22 protein-coding genes and 2 pseudogenes are annotated in these 23,315 nt (G+C 57.4%); 4 read left to right on the forward strand and 20 right to left on the reverse strand.

Annotated features, from left to right (window positions below; genetic code table 11):
• Positions 1-117: 117 nt before the first annotated feature.
• The 8 genes from ccoP (VCJ09_RS09185) to ccoN (VCJ09_RS09220) form a co-directional block, all read right to left on the reverse strand.
• Positions 118-1,104: a cytochrome-c oxidase, cbb3-type subunit III gene (ccoP, locus tag VCJ09_RS09185; protein WP_324734059.1), complete on the reverse strand. Its 987-nt coding sequence runs from the start codon at positions 1,102-1,104 to the stop codon at positions 118-120.
• On the reverse strand, positions 1,101-1,301 hold the full coding sequence (locus VCJ09_RS09190; RefSeq protein ID WP_079201552.1) for a cbb3-type cytochrome oxidase subunit 3: 201 nt from the start codon (positions 1,299-1,301) through the stop codon (positions 1,101-1,103). Before VCJ09_RS09190 ends, ccoP (VCJ09_RS09185) begins: the two co-directional genes overlap by 4 nt.
• 6 nt (positions 1,302-1,307) lie before the next feature.
• Positions 1,308-1,916: a cytochrome-c oxidase, cbb3-type subunit II gene (gene ccoO / locus VCJ09_RS09195; RefSeq protein WP_324734060.1), complete on the reverse strand. Its 609-nt coding sequence runs from the start codon at positions 1,914-1,916 to the stop codon at positions 1,308-1,310.
• Positions 1,916-3,358 (reverse strand): cytochrome-c oxidase, cbb3-type subunit I, encoded by a 1,443-nt coding sequence (ccoN, locus tag VCJ09_RS09200; RefSeq protein ID WP_324734061.1) that lies wholly within the window; start codon positions 3,356-3,358, stop codon positions 1,916-1,918. The genes ccoO (VCJ09_RS09195) and ccoN (VCJ09_RS09200) overlap by 1 nt, the downstream gene beginning before the upstream one ends.
• Before the next feature lie 353 nt (positions 3,359-3,711).
• Positions 3,712-4,644, reverse strand: coding sequence for a cytochrome-c oxidase, cbb3-type subunit III (ccoP, locus tag VCJ09_RS09205; RefSeq protein ID WP_324734062.1), 933 nt, complete (start codon positions 4,642-4,644; stop codon positions 3,712-3,714).
• A complete protein-coding gene (locus VCJ09_RS09210; protein ID WP_079201557.1) occupies positions 4,641-4,826 on the reverse strand; it encodes a cbb3-type cytochrome oxidase subunit 3 in 186 nt (61 codons plus the stop codon). Before VCJ09_RS09210 ends, ccoP (VCJ09_RS09205) begins: the two co-directional genes overlap by 4 nt.
• Positions 4,827-4,829: 3 nt before the next feature.
• Positions 4,830-5,438 (reverse strand): cytochrome-c oxidase, cbb3-type subunit II, encoded by a 609-nt coding sequence (ccoO, locus tag VCJ09_RS09215; protein WP_324734063.1) that lies wholly within the window; start codon positions 5,436-5,438, stop codon positions 4,830-4,832.
• A complete protein-coding gene (gene ccoN / locus VCJ09_RS09220) occupies positions 5,438-6,877 on the reverse strand; it encodes a cytochrome-c oxidase, cbb3-type subunit I (protein ID WP_079201559.1) in 1,440 nt (479 codons plus the stop codon). The genes ccoO (VCJ09_RS09215) and ccoN (VCJ09_RS09220) overlap by 1 nt, the downstream gene beginning before the upstream one ends.
• Positions 6,878-6,982: 105 nt before the next feature.
• Here ccoN (VCJ09_RS09220) and VCJ09_RS09225 point away from each other — a divergent pair, with 105 nt between their 5' ends.
• Entirely contained in the window at positions 6,983-7,663 is a 681-nt protein-coding gene (locus VCJ09_RS09225; protein ID WP_324734064.1) for an alpha/beta family hydrolase, read from the forward strand.
• 56 nt (positions 7,664-7,719) lie between these two features.
• On the opposite strand, the pseudogene VCJ09_RS09230 reads toward VCJ09_RS09225, so the two are convergent.
• The 3 genes and pseudogenes from VCJ09_RS09230 to VCJ09_RS09240 all read right to left on the reverse strand — a co-directional run.
• Positions 7,720-8,364, reverse strand: a pseudogene (locus VCJ09_RS09230) (DMT family transporter); the annotation flags it as partial.
• A 1,088-nt stretch (positions 8,365-9,452) separates the two neighbouring features.
• Positions 9,453-9,872, reverse strand: a complete 420-nt coding sequence (locus VCJ09_RS09235; protein ID WP_324734065.1) for a hypothetical protein — start codon at positions 9,870-9,872, stop codon at positions 9,453-9,455.
• A gap of 282 nt (positions 9,873-10,154) precedes the next feature.
• Positions 10,155-10,760 (reverse strand): recombinase family protein, encoded by a 606-nt coding sequence (locus VCJ09_RS09240; RefSeq protein WP_324734066.1) that lies wholly within the window; start codon positions 10,758-10,760, stop codon positions 10,155-10,157.
• Between the two features lie 176 nt (positions 10,761-10,936).
• Here VCJ09_RS09240 and VCJ09_RS09245 point away from each other — a divergent pair, with 176 nt between their 5' ends.
• Positions 10,937-11,902 (forward strand): HNH endonuclease, encoded by a 966-nt coding sequence (locus VCJ09_RS09245; RefSeq protein WP_324734067.1) that lies wholly within the window; start codon positions 10,937-10,939, stop codon positions 11,900-11,902.
• A gap of 964 nt (positions 11,903-12,866) precedes the next feature.
• On the opposite strand, the gene VCJ09_RS09250 is transcribed toward VCJ09_RS09245, so the two are convergent.
• From VCJ09_RS09250 to VCJ09_RS09265, 4 genes and pseudogenes are all read right to left on the reverse strand, one after another.
• Positions 12,867-13,508 carry a hypothetical protein gene (locus VCJ09_RS09250; RefSeq protein ID WP_324734068.1) on the reverse strand — a complete coding sequence of 214 codons (642 nt, stop codon included), beginning with the start codon at positions 13,506-13,508 and terminating at the stop codon, positions 12,867-12,869.
• A 100-nt stretch (positions 13,509-13,608) separates the two neighbouring features.
• Positions 13,609-14,313: a hypothetical protein gene (locus tag VCJ09_RS09255; RefSeq protein ID WP_324734069.1), complete on the reverse strand. Its 705-nt coding sequence runs from the start codon at positions 14,311-14,313 to the stop codon at positions 13,609-13,611.
• Positions 14,314-15,024: 711 nt separating this feature from the next.
• The gene (locus tag VCJ09_RS09260) at positions 15,025-16,641 is read right to left on the reverse strand and encodes a recombinase family protein (protein WP_324734070.1); all 1,617 of its coding nucleotides are present in this window, start codon (positions 16,639-16,641) and stop codon (positions 15,025-15,027) included.
• A 47-nt stretch (positions 16,642-16,688) separates the two neighbouring features.
• Positions 16,689-16,994, reverse strand: a pseudogene (locus VCJ09_RS09265) (EamA family transporter); the annotation flags it as partial.
• 205 nt (positions 16,995-17,199) lie between these two features.
• Between VCJ09_RS09265 and aceK the strand changes: the two are divergent.
• Both aceK and VCJ09_RS09275 read left to right on the forward strand, forming a co-directional pair.
• Positions 17,200-18,924: a bifunctional isocitrate dehydrogenase kinase/phosphatase gene (gene aceK / locus VCJ09_RS09270; protein WP_324734071.1), complete on the forward strand. Its 1,725-nt coding sequence runs from the start codon at positions 17,200-17,202 to the stop codon at positions 18,922-18,924.
• A gap of 172 nt (positions 18,925-19,096) precedes the next feature.
• Entirely contained in the window at positions 19,097-19,231 is a 135-nt protein-coding gene (locus VCJ09_RS09275; protein ID WP_256573147.1) for a PA1414 family protein, read from the forward strand.
• A 76-nt stretch (positions 19,232-19,307) separates the two neighbouring features.
• Here the strand turns inward: VCJ09_RS09275 and VCJ09_RS09280 are convergent, their stop codons facing one another.
• From VCJ09_RS09280 to VCJ09_RS09300, 5 genes are all read right to left on the reverse strand, one after another.
• Positions 19,308-20,042, reverse strand: coding sequence for an MBL fold metallo-hydrolase (locus tag VCJ09_RS09280; RefSeq protein WP_324734072.1), 735 nt, complete (start codon positions 20,040-20,042; stop codon positions 19,308-19,310).
• Positions 20,043-20,068: 26 nt separating this feature from the next.
• A complete protein-coding gene (locus VCJ09_RS09285; RefSeq protein ID WP_324734073.1) occupies positions 20,069-20,872 on the reverse strand; it encodes a carbon-nitrogen hydrolase family protein in 804 nt (267 codons plus the stop codon).
• Between the two features lie 166 nt (positions 20,873-21,038).
• Entirely contained in the window at positions 21,039-21,281 is a 243-nt protein-coding gene (locus tag VCJ09_RS09290) for a hypothetical protein (RefSeq protein WP_324734074.1), read from the reverse strand.
• Positions 21,282-21,359: 78 nt separating this feature from the next.
• Entirely contained in the window at positions 21,360-21,593 is a 234-nt protein-coding gene (locus tag VCJ09_RS09295) for a hypothetical protein (RefSeq protein ID WP_324734075.1), read from the reverse strand.
• Positions 21,594-21,861: 268 nt separating this feature from the next.
• A complete protein-coding gene (locus VCJ09_RS09300) occupies positions 21,862-23,256 on the reverse strand; it encodes a YjiH family protein (RefSeq protein ID WP_324734076.1) in 1,395 nt (464 codons plus the stop codon).
• Positions 23,257-23,315 lie beyond the last annotated feature (59 nt).

Consider the following 23,315-nt stretch of genomic DNA (forward strand, 5'->3'; position numbering starts at 1 on the left):
GGTTGGCTGCCCCGGCCGATACATGCCGGCCGGGGTCATTCTCGCTATTGCGCTATGGTACGCCTGGCTTGCCCTGGTTGGGTGCGGCCGGAGGTCGCGCCCAACTCAGGTGGAGAATTACTTCTCCAGGGGTTGTTGCGACAGGCTGTAAACATAAGCCGCCAACAAGTGCACCTTGTCATTGCCGAGGAAGTCTTCCTGGGCAGGCATCTTGCCGTTGCGACCATAGCGCAGGGTCTGCTGAATCTGAGCGAAGCTGGAGCCATAGAGCCAGACCCGGTCGGTCAGGTTCGGCGCGCCCATGGCCTGCTGCCCCTTGGCGTCAGCACCATGACAGACTGCACAATTGGTCGCGAAGATGTTTTGACCTGCGGCAACGTCTATCTCGATACCTTCCGGGTTTTTCTGGTCAGACAGGCTGCGCACGTAACCGGCGACGTTCTTGATCCCCTGTTCGCCGAGATTGTCCTTCCATGCAGGCATTGCTGCCTGGCGCCCGCCCATGATGGTGGTCTTGATGGTGGCTGCTTCGCCACCGTACAGCCAATCGCTGTCGGTCAGGTTGGGAAAGCCGTAGGCGCCTTTGGCGTCGGAGCCATGGCACACCGAGCAATTGGATGCGAACAGGCGACCGCCCATCTTCAAGGCCTGCTCGTCCTGTGCGACCTGCTCGATTGGCATGGCGGCATATTTGGCGAAAAGCGGACCGTATTGCGCGTCAGCCCTGGCCATTTCCTTTTCCCACTGATGCACGCCGGTCCAGCCCGCATTACGCACGCCGTCACTGATTTGAATGTCGGTGGCGAACGGCGTATTGGCCTTGTTATCGAGGTGCTCGTAGCCCGGCAGCAGACCTTTGAAGTTACCCAGGCCCGGATAGAGCACCAGGTAACCCAAGGCGAAGACGATGGTGGCGAGGAACAACATGAACCACCACTTGGGCAGTGGATTGTCGTATTCCTCGATGCCATCGAAGCTATGGCCGACAGTCTCTTCGGTGGCTTCCTGGCGCTGGCCCTTGCGAGTGCCAAAGATAAGCCAGGTCAGCGCGAAGATGGTGCCTAGGGAGAGGATTGTTACGTACCAACTCCAGAACGTGGTCATTGGTTATTGCTCCTGGAAGATTTCTCGTCACGCTCACTGGGTTTGGGTTCGTCAGCGAAGGGCAGATTGGCTGCTTCGTCGAAGTTCGATTTGCGCTTGCTGCTATAGGCCCAGAGCACCACGCTGATAAAAGCGATGAACACCACTACTGTGCCTATGCCGCGAATAGTCCCGACATCCGAAAGAAAAGAAGGCATGTTGCGTTACCGTTTGTTCTTGATTGAGGTGCCCAGAACCTGCAGGTACGCGAGCAGCGCGTCCATTTCGGTCTTGCCCTTCACTGCGTCTTTGGCCCCGGCGATGTCTTCATCGGTGTAGGGAATGCCAAAGCCGCGCATGACTTCAAGCTTCTTCGCGGTGTCCTTGCCATCGAGCTTGTGCTCGACCAGCCAGGGGTAGGCCGGCATCTTCGATTCCGGCACCACGTTGCGCGGGTTGTACAGGTGGGCACGGTGCCACTCGTCCGAGTAGCGCCCGCCGACCCGCGCCAGATCCGGGCCGGTACGCTTGGAACCCCAGAGGAACGGGTGGTCGTAAACGCTTTCGCCAGCGACCGAGTAGTGGCCGTAGCGTTCGGTTTCGGCGCGGAACGGACGGATCATCTGCGAGTGGCAGCCGACGCAGCCGTTGGCGATATAAACGTCACGACCTTCCAGTTGCAGCGCGGTGTAGGGCTTGAGGCCCTCCACCGGCTCATTGGTCACGTCCTGGAAGAACAGTGGGACGATCTGGGTCAGGCCACCGATGCTGACGGCGAGCACCATCAGCAGCGCCATCAGGCCGATATTCTTCTCGATGATTTCGTGTTTCATCAGTGAGCGCTCCCAGCGTTGAACTGCGCGGCCGCTTCATATTCAGTCGGCTTGGCGGCACGCACGGTGCGGTAGGTGTTGTAGGCCATCAACAGCATGCCGGTGACGAAGAACATGCCGCCGATCATGCGCACCACAAAACCAGGATGGCTGGCTTCCAGTGCTTCAACGAAGGAGTAGGTGAGGGTGCCGTCTTCGTTGACTGCGCGCCACATCAGGCCCTGGGTGATGCCGTTGACCCACATCGAGGAGATATAGAGCACGGTGCCGATAGTGGCCAGCCAGAAGTGCAGGTTGATCAGTGCGATGCTGTGCATCTGCTCACGACCGTAAACCTTGGGAATCATGTGATACAGCGCACCGATGGAAATCATCGCTACCCAGCCGAGCGCGCCAGCATGCACGTGGCCGATGGTCCAGTCGGTGTAGTGGGACAAGGCATTGACTGTCTTGATCGCCATCATCGGGCCTTCGAAGGTCGACATGCCGTAGAACGCCAGCGATACCACCAGGAAGCGCAGGATCGGATCGGTACGCAGCTTATGCCAGGCGCCCGACAGGCTCATCATGCCGTTGATCATGCCGCCCCAGCTCGGCGCCAGCAGAATCATCGACATCGCCATGCCCAGCGACTGCGCCCAGTCCGGCAGCGCGGTGTAGTGCAGGTGGTGCGGGCCAGCCCAGATGTACAGGGTAATCAGTGCCCAGAAATGCACGATCGACAGACGATACGAGTAGATCGGGCGCTCGGCCTGCTTGGGTACGAAGTAATACATCATCCCCAGGAAGCCGGTGGTCAGGAAGAAGCCCACGGCGTTGTGGCCGTACCACCACTGGATCATTGCATCGGTCGCCCCGGAGTACATCGAGTACGACTTGAACAGGCTCACCGGCATGGCGGCGCTGTTGACGATGTGCAGCATCGCGGTGACCAGGATGAACGCGCCGTAGAACCAGTTGCCCACATAAATGTGTTTGGTCTTGCGCTTGACCACAGTACCGAAGAACACCACCGCGTAAGCGACCCAGACAATGGTGATCAGTACATCGATCGGCCATTCCAGTTCGGCGTATTCCTTGGTGCTGGTGTAACCCATTGGCAGGGTGATGACTGCCAGCACGATCACCAACTGCCAACCCCAGAAGACGAAAGCCGCCAAGGAGTCGGAAATCAGGCGAGCCTGACTGGTGCGTTGCACCACATAGAAGGACGTGGCCATCAGTGCGCATCCGCCGAAGGCGAAGATCACCGCGTTGGTATGCAGCGGACGCAGACGGCCGAAGCTCGTCCATTCCAGGCCCAGGTTGAGTTCCGGCCACACGAGTTGTGCGGCGATGAACACGCCTAGGAGCATGCCAATGACTCCCCAAATCACCGTCATCACGGCGAATTGGCGAACCACCTTGTAGTTATAAGCAGTCTGACTGATTGCTGTGCTCATGCTGGGTTCCACGGTTAATGGATTTTTATAGAGGGTAAAAATCGGCGGCAAGTATGGAGAAGGCAGGTAGCCATTGCAACGCTACAGACCCAGCGGGTCGTGCTTTCAAGGGCTTTCGGCAAGGGTTTCGCTAGTGCTCTGCAGCGCCTTATCGACAACTGGAAAAGTAGCGCGAAGATGGTCTTGCCCCGAGTTATGGCGGCTGGCGACTGGCGGCAAGCTTAACTCAAATCAAGAAATGACCAAGCCGTAGCTAGTTGATGCGACGTTGCGTCGCACCCGCTGCGGCTGGCAGAAGACGGGTAGTGGAGGGGTTGGCGACAGCGCGCTGTCGCCAACCCTGCGGGGAAGGCTTATTCGGGCCGCTGTTGCCCCTGACTCAGGCTCAGTACATAGGCAGCCAGCAGGTGCACCTTGTCGTTACCCAGGTATTGCTCTTGGGCCGGCATCTGGCCGTTACGGCCGTGGCGAATGGTCTGCTGCAATTGCACCAAGCTGCTGCCGTAGATCCAGCCGGCGGACTTGGTCAGGTCGGGCGCGCCGAGCATGGCCATGCCTTGGCCTTCTGCGCCGTGGCAGGCCTGGCAGTTGCTGGCGAATAGCTGTGCGCCCTGCTGCAGGTCGAAGGACTTGTCGGCAGGCAATGGCAAACCGGCCAGGTCATGGCGCACGTAAGCCGCAACCTGTTGCACGCCTTCCTCGCCGATCACCTGATCCCACGCCGGCATCATGGCCATGCGGCCATTGAGGATGCTGGTCTTGATCGCGGCCGACTCGCCGCCCCAGCGCCAATGGTTGTCGGCCAGGTTGGGGAAACCCGCCGAGCCCTTGGCGTCGGAGCCATGGCAAACCGAGCAGTAGGTGGCAAACATACGGCCGCCCATTTTCAGCGCCTTCTCATCTTTAGCCACTTCTTCCAGGGGCATGGCCGCATATTTGGCGAAGATCGGTCCGTAAAGCGCATCGGCTTGATCCACTTCGCGCTGCCACTGGGCAACCTGGGTCCAGCCACCTTCGTAGCCTGGCAGCACACCTTTCCAGTTTCCCAGGCCGGGGTAGAGCACCAGGTAGCCGACGGCAAAAATCAGCGTGCCGATGAACAGCATGAACCACCACTTGGGCAGTGGATTGTCGTACTCCTCGATACCGTCGAAGGAGTGACCCATGGTCTGCTCGGTTTCGTTCTTGTGCGCCTCGCCCTTGCGGGTCGCGAAAACCAGCCAGAACAGGGCGAGCAGGGTGCCAACGGTCAGCAGGGTTACATACCAGCTCCAGAAGGTGCTCATGGGGTGTTGCTCCTAGATGCAGCAGACGTGGGTTCATCGGCAAAAGGCAGCAGCGCCGCCTCGTTGAATGCGGCGCGACGCTTACTGCTGTAAGCCCAGAGCGTCACGCAGACGAAGGACAGCAGTACCAGTGCCGTACCTATGCCGCGCAGGGTGCCGATATCAATGGTTGCGAATGACATGGCCTACCTCTTGTTCTTGACGGCAGTGCCGAGTACTTGCAGGTAGGCGACCAGGGCATCCATCTCGCTTTTGCCCTTGACCGCCTGGGCGGCACCGGCGATGTCCTCCTCGCTGTAAGGCACGCCGACCGTGCGCAGCGCCTTGAACTTGGCCGCGGTGTCCTGGCCGTCCAGGGTGCTTTCCACCAGCCACGGGTAGGACGGCATCTTCGATTCCGGTACCACGTTGCGCGGGTTGTACAGGTGGGCGCGGTGCCACTCGTCCGAGTAGCGGCCGCCGACCCGGGCCAGATCCGGGCCGGTGCGCTTGGAACCCCAGAGGAACGGGTGGTCGTAGACGCTTTCGCCGGCGACCGAGTAATGGCCGTAGCGCTCGGTTTCGGCGCGGAACGGCCGGATCATCTGGGAGTGGCAGCCGACGCAGCCTTCGCGGATGTAGATATCGCGGCCTTCCAGTTGCAGCGCGGTATAAGGCTTGAGGCCTGCCACCGGCTCATTGGTGACATCCTGGAAAAACAGCGGGACGATCTGGGTCAGGCCGCCGATGCTCACGGCCAGTACCATCATCAGCGCCATCAGGCCGATATTCTTCTCGAGTATTTCGTGTCTCATCAGTGGGCTCCTTCAACCGAAAACTGCGCGGCGGCATGCAACTCGGCGGCCTGGGTATGGCGCACGGTCTGCCAGACGTTCCAGGCCATCACCAGCATGCCGCTGAAGAAGATCGCCCCGCCGATCAGGCGCACGACAAAGCCAGGGTGGCTGGCTTCCAGCGCTTCGACGAAGGAGTAGGTGAGGGTGCCGTCTTCGTTGACTGCACGCCACATCAGGCCCTGGGCGATGCCGTTGACCCACATCGAGGCGATATAGAGCACGGTGCCGATGGTAGCCAGCCAGAAATGCACGTTGATCAGGCCGATGCTGTGCATCTCATCGCGACCGAAGACCTTGGGGATCAGGTGATAGAGCGAACCGATCGAGACCATAGCCACCCAGCCGAGAGCGCCGGCGTGAACGTGGCCGATGGTCCAATCGGTGTAGTGCGAGAGCGCGTTGACGGTCTTGATCGCCATCATCGGGCCTTCGAAGGTCGACATGCCGTAGAAGGCCAGCGACACCACCAGAAAGCGCAGGATCGGATCGGTGCGCAATTTATGCCAGGCGCCCGACAGGGTCATCATGCCGTTGATCATGCCGCCCCAGCTGGGTGCCAGCAGGATCAGCGACATCACCATACCCAGGCTCTGCGCCCAGTCTGGCAGTGCGGTGTAGTGCAGGTGGTGCGGGCCAGCCCAGATGTACACGGCAATCAGCGCCCAGAAGTGCACGATCGACAGGCGATAGGAGTACACCGGACGTTCGGCCTGCTTGGGCACGAAGTAATACATCATGCCGAGGAAACCGGCAGTCAGGAAAAAGCCCACTGCGTTATGCCCGTACCACCACTGGATCATCGCGTCGGTCGCCCCGGCATAGGCCGAGTAGGACTTGGTCAGGCTGACCGGAATCGCGATATTGTTGACCACGTGGAGAATCGCCACGGTGAGGATGAAACCGCCGAAGAACCAGTTGCCCACATAAATGTGGCTGACCTTGCGCTTCATGATCGTGCCGAAAAACACGATGGCATAACTGACCCAGACCACGGTGATCAGAATGTCGATCGGCCATTCCAGTTCCGCGTATTCCTTGGAGCTGGTCCAGCCCATGGGCAGGCTGATGGCCGCCAACAGAATCACTGCCTGCCAACCCCAGAAGGTGAAGGCCGCCAGCTTGGGCGCGAACAGGGTAGCCTGGGAGGTGCGTTGCACCGCGTAGTAGCTGGTGGCAAACAGTGCGCAACCGCCGAAGGCGAAGATTACCGCGTTGGTGTGCAGCGGGCGCAGGCGACCGAAGCTGGTCCACGGCAGGTCGAAGTTGAGCGCGGGCCAGGCTAGTTGCGAGGCGATCAGCACGCCGACCGCCATCCCGACTATGCCCCACACCACTGTCATGATGGCGAACTGGCGAACCACCTTGTAGTTGTAGGCGGAACTGATTGTAGTGTTCATGTCTGGGCTTCCATCCACGGTTATGGGTAGATCATTCAAAACACTTGGCCTCGCACGAGCAGTGAGTTGTGACGCGGGCCGAGGGACTTCTAAAGCGAGGCAAGCATGAGCAAAGGGCAAAGTGCCGGTATTGACAGGGATCAATGCGCGCAGCCGGCGGGACAGGATGGGCTGCTGTGGAATCGGCCTGCCGCGGCGGCGCAAGCGACCCTGATCCTGGCCCACGGCGCCGGCGCGCCAATGGACAGCGAATTCATGACGCAGATGGCGAAACTGCTGGCCGTGCGCGGGGTTGCGGTGTTGCGCTTCGAGTTCGACTACATGGCCGCACGCCGCCTGGATGGCAAGAAACGCCCACCCAACCCGCAGGTCAAACTGCTGGAAAAGTGGCGTGGGGTGTATACCCAGGTGCGCCAACAAGTCGCAGGGCCGCTGGCCATCGGCGGCAAGTCCATGGGCGGACGCATGGCCAGCGTGCTCGCCGACGAACTGGGCGCCGACGCGCTGGTCTGCCTGGGTTATCCGTTCTATGCCGCTGGCAAGCCGGACAAACCCCGGGTTGCGCACCTGGCCGACCTGCACACCCCAACCCTGATCGTCCAGGGCGAACGCGATGCCCTGGGTGATCGGCAGACGGTGGCCGGTTACCGATTATCCAGCGCGATAACCCTGCACTGGCTGGCGAGCGGCGATCACGACCTCAAGCCGCTTAAGCGCTCAGGCTTCAGCCATGAACAGCATATGCAGGTTGCGGCAGATAGCGTGGCAGGCTTTCTATCGCGCTAGGGGCGGCCCACAGGGCGAGCGAAACGAGTCGATCGGGCAGTTGATCGCGGAGTCTCTTATGGGCGACGCTCAAGCCTGGCGGCTTGCTGGATTGGATTGCCGGTCGGTTTTACGGCAGCGCTTGGTCGTACTACCAGCCACAGGGCAATGGCGATCAATACGCCGCCATACAGGTAGGCCCAGGACAGTGGTTCGTCGAGGAGCAGGGCCCCCCACAACACGCCGAACGGCGGGATCAGAAAGGTGGTGGTCGACGCCTTGATCGGGCCGATATCAGCCAGCAGGCGGAAATACAGCACGTAAGCGAAGGCCGTGCAGATAAAGCCAAGCCCGGCCAGGGACAGCCACTCCTGCAGGCCGCCCCAGCTCGCCGGCGGTTGTACGATCAAGCTACCGGCGAACAGGGGCAGGAGGAACAGGCTGGCACCGCAGAGGCTGCTGAACGCGGTGAGGCGATTGTCCAGGCCGCCCTGTTGACCGATCCAGCGCCGAGTCAGAAACCCGGCAAAACCGTAACAGGTAGTGGCGATCAGGCAGGCCGCGGCGCCGAGCAGCAGTTGCTGGTCGACCTCGACCGGGCCGGTCCGGGTCAGGACGGCGACGCCAAACAGACCAAGCGCCACTCCGGCAGCTTTGCTCAACGTCAGCGCCTCGGCGAAGAACAGCATGCCGATCAGGACACCCATCATCGGGATAGTATCGGCAAAGGTAAGATTGAAAATTAGCCGTAAAATGTGCCTGCATTACAGCTTGTCGGGGGTGTCTCTCGGACAGGCCAAATTTGAGAATATTTGCTGCTACTATGCGACCAGCTGATACGGAACCCGTCAAAACACAATATGTTGTGTTTCTTGATAAACGGTAAAGTGTCAAGAAAACGCTGAAACTGCGGTGGATTGAAAAGTTACCCCAAGGTAACCCACAGGTTTATCCACAGGCTGGTGGGTGTCTTACTACTTGCGCCCCCCAGATTCCAAGGTATCATTGCCGTAATTGGTCTTAAGCGTGAACCACTACATGTAGTGTTTTGCGCTCTCTAGATGAAACGCTGAGGTCAGTAGGCGTGGCAGGGGCGTAAGGATAGGCAGCGGTTGCTGCAACTATTTGATTTGGAAGGGGCAAGAGGGCTTGACTTTGAGTGAAGTGCCCGGATAGCATTTAAACTGCTGTATTTTTATACAGCACAAACGCCCCTGCCACCTTTCGGTGGCTAGGGGTACACACGGCAACCAAAGGGCTAAGTTTTCGACGCCTACCCTGAGGCTGCTGCAAAACCCCGGTAAGGGCAATGCGGTGACGGAGTCTAGAGATTTGCGCACATCCTTTCAACTACATGTTGTAGGGGGCTTAAGCCTTCTTGGCAAGAGCTTGCGGAAAAGATTTCCTGCCAACTTCCCTTCATCGGGGCATCTGGGAGATCCGTTATGGATACCAGTGACACCGGTGACACCCCTCCACCAGAGGGCTACGAGTACATTTATTGCCGTTTTCGTAAGTGCGGGAAACGCCTGCTGGATGCCCGTGCATACGGTCTGAAAGCATGGCGTCTCTGTGTTCGCATTAAGAAGGGGGGCTGACGAATGGTTATCCGTCGTCGTATCTGGCCTCGACTTCATGTTGTGACGTGCGTGCACGTCAATCCCTACATCCGCTTCCGCCTTGGGCGGTGGGAAAGCGTCTGTGAGCACTACCGTAGTATGCCTGGGCAGCTTGCCTTCGACTTCTACAGCTAACGCAATACCGGGCAGGGATGCCCACCTTCACCATTTTCCGCTAGCACTTCCGGGATCTATTTCGAGGTCTTGGGTGAAATGAATCCACTAAGGACCCAGCCAATCAGCCAGCCAATCACGAGCAGGCCGAGACTTGCTGCAGCCCACGCTATAATTCCCCGCAGTACATGCCAGAGCTGCTTTGAGGGCAGTTCTTCAATCGAAAGCTTGTAGCGCTCTGTCGCCTTGGCTCGAAGCTGTTCAAGAGTCTTGGTAGATGATGGTGCTGGTGCGAACAAGCCTGACATGCGGTCAGCCCTGTCGCGTGCTAATTGTTCAGGGGTTAGTCGGCTCATTTCCATATCGTAGCGAGTCTGTAATTCTCCACTGTAGGTGTTCCCTGCGAGAATGTGGAAGAGTGCTACTACGCCAAGCAGTACGGATATGAATACCCACAACCGAAACCAGCCAGCCTTACTACAAATGTTGAAAGCCATCTTCCAGGCTGCTCCTGTCTCATGAGTTGCTAGCATACCTGTATTTTCTGCGGGCTCTGGGTATCTGTGATTTGCCAGTGCATCTCGCAGTGCCAATTTGGAAGCAATTGAGGACCCATCCAAAACCTTGCCCTGCCGCCGAGAAAGGAGGTGCACTTCAATATGAGCATGATTTTCTGGCTGGGAAATAAATAATTCTGGTGATTTTGCCTGACCCGCTTAGTCATGTGCGAGGGGGCAGAATGAGCCCCGCCAAAATCGATAAATAAGTAGGAGGTCTATCTAGCAGGCAGTTTGCGTGATGCCCGTCTGGGCCATTTCAGATTTGTTCCAGTGGCGTTTCACTGTTGCAATACCAATCCTGAGTGCTGATGCTGTTTCTGCTTGTGTCTTGTCCTGAGCCTTCAGGTGCTGCACTGCTGCGGTGGTGTCAGTTGCTGCAGGACGCCCTAGCTTCTTACCTTCAGCCTTGGCACGCTTCAATCCTGCTTGTGTACGTTCGATCAGCAAGTCACGTTCAAACTCAGCTACAGCCCCCAGCACCTGCATGGTCATCTTGCCTGCTGCCGATGTTAGGTCAACTCCACCAAGGGCGAGGCAGTGAACACGAATGCCTGTAGCTGCCAGATGCTCAACAGTCTGACGGACATCCATGGCGTTACGACCAAGGCGGTCGAGCTTGGTAACGATCAGCACATCACCTGACTCCATGCGATCCAACAGCTTCTGGAATCCGGAGCGTTCTTTGGCGGCGATGCTGCCTGAAATGGTTTCCTCGACTACTCGGCTCGACTGCACATCGAAGCCAGCGGCTTTCACTTCCTGTACTTGGTTTTCAGTGAACTGGGCAGAGGTGCTGACACGGCAGTATAGGAAGGTGCGGGACATGGCGGCTGACTCCTTGGGATCGCTTAACGTGGCATCAGTGTACCAAGGTATCAACAAATCTCAATGGCTATATATATGATCCCAAATACCGCTTGTCTGGAAGGTATCGTTTATCGGTCGATTGATGATGCTCTGATATCCTCAGGTTCAGCCATGCAATCGGTAGGGAATTGGTAATGGGTACTGCACCGGAAAATTTAAGACCTACCAGCAAATCGATGATTATGGACTGCGTTCAAAACGCGGGTATTGATGTCCAGGCGTGGGGGATTAGGAAAAAAGACGGAAAGCCAGTGTCCCAACCTCAATCAAATGGTGGCTACTGCTATGAATGGTCTTTCCGCAGCGGCGATGGACGCATATCGCTGTTGTGTGTTTGGTTCGAAGAAATGGATGTCGATAGCCAAGGACGTGTTTGTTTCGTTGGAAACCTGAGGGCATATGGCGACACGCTGATCCGTCAGCTTGAAAAAGACCCAAAAAACAGAAGCCGTACGATCAAAGACCCACGCATCAATCGTGCACAGCATTTCAGTTCAACCGTTGAGCTGGCTCACGTGAATGCGAGAGATGTTCGAGTGGTCATCGTCTCGGGGCCAGTCCGTGAAAAGGAAGATGAAGGATCAGAGCATGATCGAGCGATTGGGCGCCAGTTAGATGATCAAAAATGGTTCGTCGAGTCGTTTGATGATGACACTGGGGCGTTCGTATTGGTTCGCGGCAATCGCCATCAAGTGAATGCCAGCCTCAGAACGACTGATATTGAAGAGATTCCCGTTGAGCCGGGTGTGGGCATGAGCAGTGATGCAGACGTTGTAGATCAGTTCGCTACTGATGAACGGCCTGATACATACACCTACAACGGCGTGCAACGGTATCGTGATCCTAGCGTTCGTCGGCGGGTATTGAAACGGTCAGGAGGTGTCTGTGAGCTAACGGAAGTCCCCGGCTTTCTGATGGCGAATGGAGGTGTTTATCTGGAAACCCATCACATCATTCCTCTTTCAGAGGGTGGCCCTGATACGGTGGAGAACGTCATAGCCTTAACTGCGGGTGCCCATCGCCAAGTCCATTTTGGCGTTGACCGGGATGAGTTGCGGGCACGCTGCTTGGAGATCGTTGCAAGTCGGATCGGTCGCTAGAATGAGCAATCGCAGAGTGCTACTGCATTGATAGTGATTATTGACTTGGCGTTGTGAGGTAGGGTGGCACGATGAAGGGTTGCTGACCTTCCAGCAGGGCTGATTGCGATAACTCCAATCCGTCTGCAAGCACCTTGCCCGCCTCAAGACTAGGACTGGCTGCGATTGAAAAATTCAAAAAACGGTTTTGGTGGGTGAAAGCACCCTTTGCTTAGCACGCACCCTGAGTTTACTGAGGGCTGACCCTAATAGGATTGCCTGCAATTGATTATGCACTGAGTTAATCCATGGTATATGTATGGTTATTCAGGGTAATCTAGACAGCCCTTGGTAAACGGAGTTTACGGCTGCACTCACCTTGCTAGATCAGCACGCACGAGAACGTACGTTCTAAGCAGTACACCTTTAAGACTATTGCACTGGTTATTGTTAACATATTAAATAAACATACAATATACGAATCCAGCTCCGTTGTTGCTCTTGATCTTGCTTATGGTGCGAAACCTAAAGCGGAGCTTTAAGCTGTATTCCCTCTCAAGCTACGCTTGAAGTCATTGCACCGAAAGCATGAGCTTTCAAGTAGATACAGCTATGGCGTGACCGCCAGCATTCCTTGGGATGTACTCCAGTAATATAATGAAATTTATACACATCCAGCTCTTGCCTTTGATCTTGATCTTTTTGTTGGTGCAGAAACGAATACGGACGTATTCAGTAATATCTCCGTCAGCGGATGCTGACAGTTATTGCACGTCACCTTCGGTGGGGCAGATCAAGAGCAAGAGCGTAGATGTGTGTTGATTTTACTATATATATTGGTGTGCTGATCCAGAATCGGGACGATACGACTATCGTCTTCGACAAGGGTTATACCACTCAGACGTCAACGTCTGGGGTAATCATCGTATTGAGTGTGTAATTGCACTTGTGCACCTTTTATATATCTTCACGACAAAAGGTGCGGTTACACACAAAGCTCATCAAACTCGGGGTCTTCAGGAAGCGGGGAGCGTTCATAACCTGCTGTTTGGGGCATGCGCTCCACCATACGCTCCACTGCTTGGCTCATGTGCTGACCTTGTACCAGCGGACCGCCTGGATAATCGCCGGTCAGTTGCTTCAGCATGTAGTCCTGTACGTGCCAAGGTGATGCACCGGGGCACTGGGCACACACCTCTGTTGTCAGTTCGGTGAGGCGGTCCATGAGAATCATAGTACCTTCGAGAATGGCTCGCTGAGTGGCTACTGCTGATTGCGGGTCCATCCAGTCTGGACGAATGAAAGCTTCTACAGGTAGCGACCTGCGAACCTTGCGTTCAATCGCCTCTGGAATTTGTTCGCCGGGAACAATGCCATAAGCGTTCTTGATGAGCTTGTAGAACTGGAGTCGAGCGATGCCCTCAGGACGTATTGCGAGCGGGGTTATCTCCTCCATCAGGAAATAGAGGGTGTCGTAGATCGCGATGGTGGATAGGTTCCGTTTGCACCAGTCTACCGTTACGCCTTGCGTCGCAAGGTCTGTCGCAATGTCTTTGTAATTCCTTCCTTCGCTACGCATTTGTGCAGCTTGCAGGCGGGTTTCTTCTGTTACCTTGCTCTTTGCCATGGTATTTCTCCTGTTTTCAAGTTCTTGTCATAGGCGTGTGCCTCGTTAGGTATGGTTGCCGCAGGCGTTGGCCTGCGGTTGTACTTGGGTGGGGCGTAATTCAGTCCCGGATGTGACGGGAGCATGTACGGAGTCGCTGGATCACGCGCGCATCGAGTTTTGATTCGTAGATGTCCGCCAACTGATTGCAGTACGCCCGATGAGCCGATTGGTATGCTCTGAAAGCGTCCGTGATGTCATGGTGCGCCCCCAGTGCGACAGGTTTTCCGAACATTGAGAGGGTAGATAGAACCCCGACACCGCCTGATGCTACTGTTACCCCGATAGGCAGCTTCCCGCGACGACTCCGCGTGTCCCTGAAAATCTGGTTGATCAGTTTTGGAATCACCGAGCAATGTTCGGCTGAGTACACCGTGTTCAACTGGTCCAAGGTGTCTTTGTCCAGCTCCGCATCAGCTTCGAAAGCATATGGTTGTACGGAGTACCAAGGTGCGAATTCCTGATAGTCGTGCCATTTAAGACAGACTTTGCATCCATGGTATGTGGGATCATCGGACCCGTAGTTTCGCCGCATCATGTTGTGCCAAGCCTTGTACGGCGTTCCCTTTCCTGTTTTGAAGTAGGGCATCCCCATGGCCTTACGTCGGGGGGCGGAGTTATAGCCGACGCCGTAGGTCAGCGGCTTGTCCAGTGGGGGAGCGAAAAGCGGCAATTCTTCGCCAAGGCTGTAGTCAAGGTGGACTCCAGCCACGCAAGGGGCTACGAGGATCGTTCTGGTGATGTCATTGATGCTGTGTTGTTGCATGTTATTACCTCCGTTGTGTTGAAAAATGGGCATTAAAAAACCGACTCAAGGTCGGCATCGGGGCTCGTCATTCTTCTCGCTACGGAGGAGTGGGGACTCAGCTATTCGATGTCGTCGACCTCAACGTTGGTGTTGCTTGGGTTGCGTTTGTCATGGGACTTCTCATGATTTGCTATGACCGTCAGGTGGTGGTCAGCCAAAACTCAGGCGTTAAAAAACCTCCTGCGATTTCTGGGCGATTTGTCCGCACCGTGGTCGCGTAGAGGCTTCTTAATTGTCTGTCTGCTCACTGAAAGCAGATCGCCATCATCTCACGGATTAGGTCCGTCTGTCAATGTATAGTTGCGGAAAGCGTTTAGGTGTGGTTGGGATTTTGTTCGGAGCGCTATTCAAGAGCCCGATAGCTCAGTGCCATTTTGCATAAACCAGTTTCCAGTGTGAGAGAAAGCATCCTGCTTAGCCTAGACCGCCATCAAAGCCCGTAAACACTGGATGTAACGGAAGTTGATGGACTGTACAAGGCGCAAGCAGTGGAGGTTCTGCTCGGGTTTATCGATGGTTTCTGACGGTTTTTGATGTTGGTTAGGGGATGACAGCGTACATAAACGAACAGAGGTCAACCCAGCAATGGGCCGAAGCCTTCTGCGGGCGCCTGTGTAGCTGCGTGGGCGACGTTTATGCCCAGCCAGCCAAATGACACTACCAACACCATCAAAACGCCTCCTGCGAGCCCATGGCGACCACACCCTCGTCAGATTGAACAACCTCGATAAACTCAGTGCCGTTCCAACGTAGTGTCTGAGTGATCGGAGTGTTTTCAAACTCAGCAATCATCGCCTCCACGAGCTTGGAGTTGGGCATGTCAAGGTGATGCTCAGTGTGATTGTTCTCAATCACCCTGTACGTTTCCGTAGCACGATGGGAACCTTTGTACTCGTACACCTGACACTCTCCCTTGGTTTGAAGGTGCGGCTCATCCACGGTGATTGTGGTGCCGTCGCAGATGATGGCGTATCCCACTCCTTGCAGCAGCGCGTTCAATCGTTGCTCATCGTCATCCATCAACGTGTGCTGTAGGTCGATCATGTCCCCTAAGGTCGCTGGCGCTGGTGCAGTCTTGAGTAATGCCCTGTCCTGCTCAAGCTTCTGTATTGAAGCCGTCACCTGTTCCAGCTTTGCACGGATTGGCGCCAGCATCCCGAACTCAGCAAGGGAGTCAGCAAGGTTGGCAGACTGACGTTGTAGTTCGGTCAACTCACCTTCAATCTCTATTAAACGCTTCTCACCTGATGTTAGGTTTTGGCTAGCGGCTGCACGCTGCATTGCCCCGTACATTGTCTGACTGCGGACGAAGTCTAGGACGTGCATAGGGATGGAACGGCTATTGGAACAACCAGCATCTCCCAACCGATGGCGCCCCATACAGAGCATCGCAGCAGGTGATTTCTTCGTGTTGACTACTCCGAAGTTTTTCCCACAACGTCCACATTTCACCAGCCCAGATAGCAGGTACTTGGTGGATGCCGATTTGATTTTTGACCCATCAGTCAAACGCTTTTGCACCCGATACCACAGCTCTTTACTGACCACTGCGGGATAGACATTTTCGATGTCGTTCCAACGGCCAATCGCAGTAGGGTTCTTGAGCCACTTCTTGATAGTGGTTGGATTCAGGTTGTCCAATAGCTGATGCTGACCACGTATGCGAGTGAGAATTCGACGTTCACCAATGCCGTCAGCGTAGTCTTGGAAAATCTGCACAATGTACGGGGCCACGTCTTCAACTAGTGTGCCTTCTGACGATAACCATAGTGGTGTGCGGCGTTTGGCACCACCACCCATAGCAGCCTTTTCACGCTTACGGGCGTATGCGTCTTTCACGCGTCGACTCAGGGAGTCACTGTACTGGTGGGCCTGCTGCACCTTGGCAACGAGAAGGAAAAGGTTGTTGGACTTGGCCGGATCGCTATCGTAAATAACGCCATCGTCAAGACTGATAAGGGACACACCAGCGTTCACAATGTCAGTTAGTAGGTTGAGCATGATGGATGGGGCGAGGCGCCCAGCTCGGTCGATAGCTTCGATCAGAACGCAGTCACCCGGCTTGATCACACCTGATTCAATAGCAGCCAGCAGACGACCGAAAGCATTATCCAGATGCTTGCGGCTGTAACCGCTAATCCCCAAGTCCTCGAAGCGTTGAGTGCTTCGCTGATACGCGGGGTGGGCTACCAACCACTTTCCGACCATGTCCTCCTGACGAGCCAAACTGGCGCCATGTTGCTGTTGGGCACTACTAAACCGGATATAGCTGAATGCCGTTGGCATGACGATTACCGAAGATTAAAAAATCATCATAACACTGCCGATTTCTTCGGCGTGGTGGCGTTGAAAATCGCCGAGTAGCCGGCCGGTAGCACCAGCGCCGCGAGGCAATACATGGCCGACGGCAGACCGGCACTGGTCACCCCGAGCAGCAGGCAGTGCTTGAGCTTGCCGCGAAAGTCCCACTGCACACGCATGATCAGCAAAATCGCCAGGAGACCGAGGGCGCCCAGGCTGGCGCGGAAGAATGCGGTCGGCATGCTGCCGAGCACGGGGGCAACGATCCGCATGAATAGAAAGCTGGCGCCCCAGATGGCAGCGAGCAATATCAGGCGCAGCAGGTCGGCGAGGCGCACGACGAACTCCAAGTCGGGTAGGGGTGAGCAGTGTTGCCGGGCATGCTGGGCAAGGCAATGCGGAAGTGGCTTTTAAATTCGCCAGCCAACACTATTTCGCCGCGATAAACCCAGTTAGGCGTTTTTCCGGTTGTTCCTCGGGACAGCCACTGGCTAAGCTCGGCAGTTCATCCCGTCGGTGCATTTTTTACTTAGAGGTCTGTCCATGCCGCAGCAATGGCCCGCCAGCGCTATCGCCACGCTCATCCTCGACGGTTTTGACGACTATCGAGAGCAGTTCCGTCAGATCACCAATGGGGCCCGGGAGCGTTTCGAGCAGGCGCAGTGGCAGGAAATCCAGCAAGCTGCGGCCGCTCGTATCGCCCTTTACGAAGCATTCGTCAGCGAAGTCAGTAAGCGCCTGCGCAAGGCCTACCCGGCTGAGGTGCTGCTGGATGTGGCGCAGTGGCCGCTGGTCAAGTCGGCCTGCATCAGCCTGATCGACGTGCGTTGCGACGATGAACTAGCGGAAACCTGGTACAACTCGATCTTCTGCGGGCTGTTCAGCCATGACCAGATCAACGATGGCTGCATGTTCATTCACACCACGCGCCCGGCGCTACGCGCCAATGCTCCGGCGCCGCTGACCCGGATTTATCGACCCCAGGGCAATCTCGAGCAGGCGCTGCGGCAGATCTTCGAGGATTACCGTTTCGAAGTGGCTTACGAAAACGTCGAGCGGGACCTGGCGCGGCTGATCAAACAGATGCATGAGAACTTGCCAGACTGGGTGTGCAAGGATCCGGAGCTGCGTATCGAGCTGTTCTCCTCGCGCCTGTATCGCAACAAGGGCGCTTATCTGGTCGGGCGCATCAATACCCGTGACGAACAATGGCCGCTGGTGATTCCGCTGTTGCACCGCGAGGGCCGGGGTATCCAGATCGACACGCTGATCACCGATGAGGCCGAGGTGTCGATCATCTTCTCCTTCACCCGGTCCTATTTCATGGTGCGGGTCGGCTATCCGGCTGAGTTCGTCGGCTTCCTCAGGCGCATCCTGCCGGGCAAGCATATAGCCGAGTTGTACACCTCGATCGGCTTCTACAAGCACGGCAAGTCGGAGTTCTATCGCGCGTTGATCAACCACCTGGCGAGCACCGACGACAAGTTCATCATGGCCCCCGGCGTGCGCGGCATGGTCATGAGCGTGTTCACCCTGACCGGCTTCAATACCGTGTTCAAGATCATCAAGGACCGTTTCGCGCCGTCGAAGAACGTCGACCGCAATACGGTGATCGAGAAGTACCGCCTGGTGAAGCGCGTCGACCGGGTCGGCAGGATGGCCGATACCCAGGAATTCGCCGATTTTCGCTTCCCCAGGGCTAAGTTCGAGGCGGATTGTCTGGCTGAACTGTTGGAGGTGGCGCCGTCGACCGTCGTGGTCGACGGTGATACCGTGCTGATCCGCCACTGCTGGACCGAGCGGCGCATGACGCCGCTGAACATGTATGTCGAAAATGCCAGCGAAGCCCAGGTGCGCGAAGCGCTCGATGATTATGGCCTGGCGATCAAACAGTTGGCCGCCGCCAATATTTTTCCCGGCGATATGCTGCTGAAGAACTTTGGCGTGACCCGCCATGGCCGAGTGGTGTTCTACGACTACGACGAAATCTGCTTCCTCACCGAAGCCAATTTCCGGCATATCCCGCCGCCGCGCTACCCGGAGGATGAGATGGCCTCCGAACCCTGGTATTCGGTGGCGCCGCTGGACGTGTTTCCCGAGGAGTTCCCGCCGTTCCTGTTCGCCGATATCAAGCTGCGCCGCTTGTTTAACCAGCTGCACGGCGAGTTGTATGACGCCGATTACTGGAAAAGCCTGCAGGATACGATTCGCGCAGGCAAGGTGATCGACGTATTCCCCTACCGGCGCAAAGCCGAGCAGATTGAATAGGGAGCAGGCAAAGGCCGAGGTCTCTGCCATTGGTTTTTGCCCAGCCCGACAGCCGGTATGCTTCAGGACGATTTGATTTGCATCAAGCCTCGGCAATTGCGCTAGGGTTAATCTACTCTGAGATAAGGCGCATTCGGGCGCCTTGTCGAAGTCCTTGGCAGGAGGAAATTCCATGATCGCCAAGCTGCATAACGCCTTACACGACCTGCTGGTTGCCTTGGGTTTGCTTGATCGGCCGAAACTGCAACCTGTGCCTGTGCGCGACGACGACCAGCGCCGCCCGCAAGCGCCGCGTCGACGTCGCTGATATTTCAGCAAGGGTGGGCTTTAGCCCACCAAGGCCGCTTATCGGCAACCGCTGATTAAGGTGGGTCGGAGCCAAGCTAGGTCAGCTGCGGGTGATCGTTGAACCATTGCTCGATCAGTTCGCGCATGCGCTCCCCGGAAAAGCTCGGGAAGTGCCCGCCATATACGTTGCGTACCGGTAGTTGGCGCAGCCGGGCGAGGCTTCGCGCGTAATCCTGCAGGTTCGAGTGATAAGCATCTTCGATCAACGGGCCGTCGTAGAGAATATCGCCGGAAAACAACGTCTGCGTCGTCGCCTCCCACAAGCTGATACCGCCTGGTGAATGACCCGGGGTATGCAGCACCTGCAATACCCGATCGCCCAAATCCAGCACATCACCTTCCTCGATCAATCGAGTTGCGGGCGCAGCCTTGACCCGGTACTCGGCGTAGCACAGCGGGCAATCCGGGTGCGCCTCGAACATCTCATCGCCAACGAAGTCCGTGGCCAGGGTGTTGGCCCCGGTCGGCGCCGCGAGTATGTCTGCTTCGGCGGGATGCACCAGGCGCTCGGGGAATTCGTGGTGCCCGGCGATATGGTCGAAGTGCGTGTGGCTGGCCACCGCCAGCAACGGCCGCTCGGTGAGCCAGGGTAATTGCTCGCGCAGGCTGACTAGGCCGGAACCGGAGTCGATCAGCACATCGCGGTCGCGGCCCTGCACATGCCACAGGTTGCAACGGTAGAACGGCCGCACATAGGGCTCGTGGATCAGGCAGATGCCGTCGTGGCGGTGTTGCACTTCGAACCATTGGTCACGGCTGACGATTTTCATGGTTGCGCTCGGCTCATAAGGTGCGATTAGGTCTCTGCTTGATTAATGGGTGATCGGCTCAGCTTGAGTCGAGGATGAAGGTCGCGCAGGTAATCCTGGGCTTTGCGGCTCTCCTGGCAACGACTGAGATCGAGGTCAAGGATGGCGCTGTCGGGCTGGTCCACTAGTTGCACGAGAACTTCGCCGTCCGGGTCGGCGACCAGGCTATGGCCGCAGAACTGCAAGTGGTCTTCCTGACCACTGCGGTTGATGCAGGCGACGAAGACCTGGTTGTCCAGGGCGCGACAGGTGATCTGCAGTTGTTGTCGCTTGGCATTCGGCACCATGTTGGCCGTGGGGCTGATAATCAGCTCGGCGCCTTGCTGGGCCAATGCCCGGCTGACTTCGGGGAACTCGTTGTCGTAGCAGATCATCAGGCCGATGCGGCCGAGACGCGTGTCCACTACCAACGGTGTCTCGCCGGGGGTGAACATGCCGTGTTCATCGGCCCATAACTGCATCTTCCTGTAGCAGCCCAGCAGCGTGCCTTGGTCGTCCAGCAGCACGGCGCTGTTGTAGATGCCGTCCACGGCCTTTTCGGCAACCCCGAAGACCAGGTGCAGGCCATAGCGGCGCGCCAATCGGGCCGCCTCGGTGAGTAGCGGGCCATCGAGCGGCTCGGCAAGTGCATCGAGGCGATCGAAGATCAGGTAGCCGGTGAGGGCAAGTTCCGGCAGCGCCAACAGATCGACTTGGGCTTCCTTGGCCTGGAGGCACAGCGCCTCCAGCTCGTCGAGGTTGTGCGGGATTTGCTCTCTTTGTGGAGCGGTCTGGGCAATCATCAAACGCATGGGTATCAGCCTTTCGAGGTTTGCTGGGGGCTCTGCTGCGTGCCGGGTAGCACCAGGAGCTTGACGCTGGCCCAGTAGAACGGGCCGGTGATGATGAACACTGGCAGCGACGAGCCGAAGGACAGCGGCGAGAGCAGGGCCCAGTAAGTAGAAAGCCCGGCGCCGATCAGGTAGGCGGCGAAGGCAAACTTGGCCGTCGGTAGGCCGTCTGTTGCTTCTGACTGAGCAGGTCCGCGTTGTAGCTGCTGGCATCAATCAAATAATAGTCGCAGATCATCACGGCGAAGGCCGGAATGAACAGGCCGCCGATGATGATCAGAAAGTTCTGGAGCTGGTCGAGGATGCCTGGGATCAGGGCGCCGAAGACACTGACCAGGCCGATCGTCAGGGCTGGCTTCCAGAATTTCATTTCGGGGGGTCAGGTTCATCGCCGACAGGGTGGCGCTGTAGATCGCCATGATGTTGGTGGTCATTACCGAGAGGAAGATCACCAGGGCTGCCGGCAGGCCGAAGCCGAAGTGGCTGAGCCGCTGGGTCGGGTCATACGTCTGCTCGATGTGTTACGCAGGGACAGGCCCGATACTGCCGCGCCCAGGGTCATGGCTAGCAGGGTGGCGGTGAAGTAGCCCAGGTAGGTGGCGCAGACGGCCGTGCGCGGTGAGTCACGAAAATCCAGGTCCGGAACCAGCAGCATGCCGGTCAGAATGGTGGTGAGCACCATGTTGGCGCCGAGTCAGAGGGCGAAGGTGGCGAAAAACTTCATGCTCTTCGCCTGCGAACTACTCAGGGTGTCGTGACCCAGAAGGGATCCGGTCATTTCTCCCGCGTTATTGTTGATCTTGTGGTCTGGCAGGATGCCCCTCGCGTAACTGCGGGGCGGGTTAGGGGCTGGCGCGGCAATGCGGCAAAGCATTCCGGCGAGTACCTGACGGAGAAAATAAGCTTGGGAAACAGCGCCCCCTCTCCAGTCCGGAGAGGGGGCGGGACGGTCAGCCGACGATCCAGTGCGCCATCAGCGCGATGATCGGCAGGGTGATCAGGGTGCGGATGATGAAGATCACGAACAGTTCGAGGAGGTTCAGCGGCAGCTTGGCCTTGATGATCAACACGCCCACTTCCGACATATAGATCAGTTGGGTCAGCGACACGCAGGCCACCACGAAGCGGGTCAGTTCGCTCTCGATGCCCTTGCCCAGTACCGCTGGCAGGAACATATCGGCAAAGCCCACCAGCATGGCTGGCGCCGCCTTGGCCGCTTCCGGCAATTGCAGCAGTTCCAGCAGCGGTACCAGGGGGTAGGACAACCAGTTGAAGATCGGGGTGTATTCGGCAATTGCCAGCGATACGGTGCCGATGGCCATGACCAGTGGCAGCAGACCCAACCAGATGTCCACCACGTTGTTTACGCCGACCTTGGCCATCTGCGTCGGCGAGGGGTTGGCGTTAGCACGCTTGACTGCCTGGGTGACGCCCCAGCGCAGCAGCGAGGTGCCGGCGGGGACGTCTTCATTGATCTGCTTGCCGACTCCGGCGACGTACTCGTCCTTCTTCCATGACAGCGGCGGTATGCGCGGGGTGATAATCGCCGCGGCCAGGCCTGCGACCACCACCGTCAGGTAGAAGGGCACGAACAGGTGATCGAGCTTCATAAAGTTGGTGATCAGCAGGCTGAAGGCGATCGAGGCGACGGAGAAGTTGGTGGCGATTACCGCCGCCTCCCGGGCGCTGTAGAAACCCTTGTGGTACTGCTGGGCGGTGATCAGCACGCCCACGGTGCCGGAACCCAGCCAGGAGGCGATGGCGTCGATGGCCGAACGGCCTGGCAAGCCGAAGACCTTGCGGAATACGTTGCGCACCAGGGTGCCGCAGAACTCCATTAGACCGTAATCGGTGAGCAGCGGCAGGATCAGGCCTGCGACCAGGAAGAAGGTGATCAGCACCGGTGCCAGGTCTTTCAGCACCACGCCGCCGGTATTGGCATTCCAGATCCACTCTGGACCGAACTGCCAGAGGGTCATGGCTGCGAAAATTGCACCGAGCACGCGCAGGACCAGCCACAGCGGGTGCAGGTTGAACAGTTCGTTGAGCGCGTGGCGTTGGGTGAGCCAGCGCGGCTTGAGGACCGAGCCGAGCAGGCCGAGGGCAGCGGAGAACAGCAGCAGCCCGGTGGCGATAGCCGGAAGCCAAGCGCTCAGCGAGGTTTTCAGGGCGTCGGCCATGACGCCGAGACCGATGGTGACCTTGCCGTCGTAGACGATGGGGGTGAGAAACAGCAGTACGCCGAGCAGCGAGGGGATCAGAAAGATCAGCAGCTGGCGCAGGCTGTAGGAGCTGTACGCTGGCGGTTGGTCGTCCAGCAGTGGCATGGTTTCGTCGTGATTCATTGCAGCACCTTAATTGTTTTTATGCAGTGCCTGGACGCCGTTCGGCGCCCAGTTTTGAG

The sequence above is a fragment of the Pseudomonas paeninsulae genome, from assembly GCF_035621475.1.
Classification (GTDB): Bacteria; Pseudomonadota; Gammaproteobacteria; order Pseudomonadales; family Pseudomonadaceae; genus Aquipseudomonas; species Aquipseudomonas paeninsulae.